Source organism: Polynucleobacter sp. 35-46-11 (genome assembly GCF_002281105.1).
Map to the genome: position 1 here is coordinate 1 of NZ_NCFJ01000414.1, position 2260 is coordinate 2260.

The 2260-nt window shown below is 46.7% G+C and carries 4 protein-coding genes; 1 reads left to right on the forward strand and 3 read right to left on the reverse strand.

Annotated features, from left to right (window positions below; translation table 11 throughout):
* The coding region (locus tag B7Y67_RS15710; protein WP_293599441.1) for a heme-binding protein at positions 1-357 on the forward strand (357 nt) is incomplete at its 5' end.
* An 18-nt stretch (positions 358-375) separates the two neighbouring features.
* On the opposite strand, the gene B7Y67_RS15715 is transcribed toward B7Y67_RS15710, so the two are convergent.
* The 3 genes from B7Y67_RS15715 to B7Y67_RS15725 form a co-directional block, all read right to left on the reverse strand.
* Positions 376-1242 carry a 23S rRNA (adenine(2030)-N(6))-methyltransferase RlmJ gene (locus tag B7Y67_RS15715; RefSeq protein ID WP_293599442.1) on the reverse strand — a complete coding sequence of 289 codons (867 nt, stop codon included), beginning with the start codon at positions 1240-1242 and terminating at the stop codon, positions 376-378.
* A gap of 2 nt (positions 1243-1244) precedes the next feature.
* Complete coding sequence (locus B7Y67_RS15720) at positions 1245-2042, reverse strand: phosphatase PAP2 family protein (RefSeq protein ID WP_293599443.1); 798 nt, start codon at positions 2040-2042, stop codon at positions 1245-1247.
* A gap of 5 nt (positions 2043-2047) precedes the next feature.
* Positions 2048-2260 (reverse strand): glycosyltransferase family 9 protein (locus B7Y67_RS15725; protein WP_367227295.1); only part of this gene is annotated, 213 nt, incomplete at its 5' end.

A 2260-nucleotide genomic window follows, 5' to 3' on the forward strand; every position in this document is an offset into this window, starting at 1 on the left:
GCAAAGATTGCGATGACTGCTCCCGTAGGGATTGAGAGTAGCAAATCCCCCGATAATGCGGGCAATCAATGGACGGTATCGTTTGTGATGCCTGCAGAGTACACCTTAGCGAGCTTGCCAAAACCATTGGATCCGCAAGTCAAAATCAGAGAAGTACCCGCAGAAAAAAGGGCAGTAATTATCTTCTCTGGTTTTTACAATCAAGAGAAGGTAGAAGAAAAAACCCAAGCATTACGAGAGTGGATTAAGTTGAAGAATTTAAAGCCAAGCGGTGAACCTCAGTTTGCCCGCTACAACCCGCCTTGGACTTTACCTTTTATGCGTCGCAATGAAGTGATGATTCAGGTCCAGGAGTAAGGTCCTGAGGTTTAAAGCTTAAGCCTCAAAACTCTTTAATACAAATCCAGCGCCACTATCTTGCCCCAGCGCTTTAACCAGAATAGGCAGACTTTCAGCCAATTGCTTTTCTAGAGTCCATGGTGGGTTGATGATGAACATGCCGCTTGCCTGAAGTCGACGTTCTTTAGGTGCGTTCTCAACCCGTAACTCAACAAGTAACCAAGAGCGTTTATGGGCTGCCGCAATCTTTTTCATATGATCGGGTAGGGCTGCTGATTCTCGTCTGGAGAGGCATGGGTACCAGATTGCATAACATCCAGTAGCGAAGCGTTGTAGTGCTTCCTCCATCGCCGTTTCAAGATAACGGTAGTCCTGCTTATCCTCGTAAGAGGGGTCAATCAAAACAAGTCCACGCCTACTGGGCGGTGGCATCAATCCTTTTAATCTTGCAAAACTATCCTCTGCATAGATATCAATTTGCCTTGATTGTTTGAGCTCGCTGATATTGTGGCGCAAGATATCAATCTCTTTTGGGTGTAATTCAAAGAGCTTCAAGCGGTCTTGTGTTCTGAGTAAGCGCGCCAAAATAAATGGGGAGCCGGGATAGATTGTGATCTCATCGCCAGAATTCTCAGCTCGAATGTACTCGAGATAATTGGCAATGCCTGGACTTACGGGATTGGTCTCTGCAAATTTGGCTAAGCGATAAATGCCTTGATCTGCTTCTTTGCTGACTGCCGCAAAACCGTCAATCAGACTATAGATACCAGCACCAGCATGGGTGTCAACAATAGTGAGGGCGCCTGGTTTTTCTTGTAGATATTCCACCAGCTGAATCATCACAAGATGTTTCAGAATATCGGCATGGCTACCCGCATGAAAAGCATGGCGATAACTAAACATCTTTATATGGCCCTAGGTTTTTGCGCTTTAATAAATAAAGCCAAAGTAATGCTGATTAATGCCACGCAAGCATATTGCAAAGATTGATTGAGCTCTGAGTCTAGAGTTTGAGTGAGAAGTACATAGATTGTGGCAAGCCCACCTAGGGCAAGTAAGCGCGGCCCGATCTGATTGGCAGCTAGTTTGGTCTCTGGAATAAGCCTGGCTAATCCCGCCCCCAGCATTCCAGACCATAGTCCAATTGCGCAACCCGCTAGGACATCGGTAAGCCAGTGAGCGCCCAGCGCGTTTCGAGAGATACCAGCAAAGCCAGCAATGATAAAAATCCACCACAAGGAAGTTCTGTTATTTCGATCGCTGGCAAAGTAGATTCCAGAAACCACTGCAAAAGCAGTAATCGTATGACCTGATGGCATTGCCCTATGCAGTAAAGGCTCGCCTATGCGATAGAAATCTTCTAAAGCTAAGACGCCTGCAGGACGGGGAAGGGCTAAAAAAGGTTTAATGATTTGGCTAAAAGCGCCACCAATCAGAGAGGCCAATAGTCCAGCGCAGAGTAATCGAGGCGCTAGTACTAAGAGTGGGAAGCACAAAGCAAAGATGCCCCAACCATTGCCAATAAAAGTAAGCCAGGTCCATAGGGTATCGGGCAGGATCTGGGTATAGCGATTAATGAATAAAAACGTTGGGGTTTGCAGTTCACCAAAATAAATAGCAATTGCTAGGCCAAGCGGCAGAAATGGGATGCACCAAACCCAAATCGAGGCAATTGCAAAAATCGACTTGCGCTGCTCAGTCATGCGAATTAGCGTGCTCGCTCTTGATCAGCTTCATTGAGTTGATGCACCATCTTCTCCAGCACCTGAGTGACAGTGATGGCCTGCATACAGACATTGTCATGGCACGGTGTCTTACGATGATTGGCGGCACTGACACAAGGTGAGCATGCGAGATTGGCTGTGATCGCAATTGACTTGCCAACCGAGCCATAGAGCGCTGGAGTTTCTGGTCCAAATAA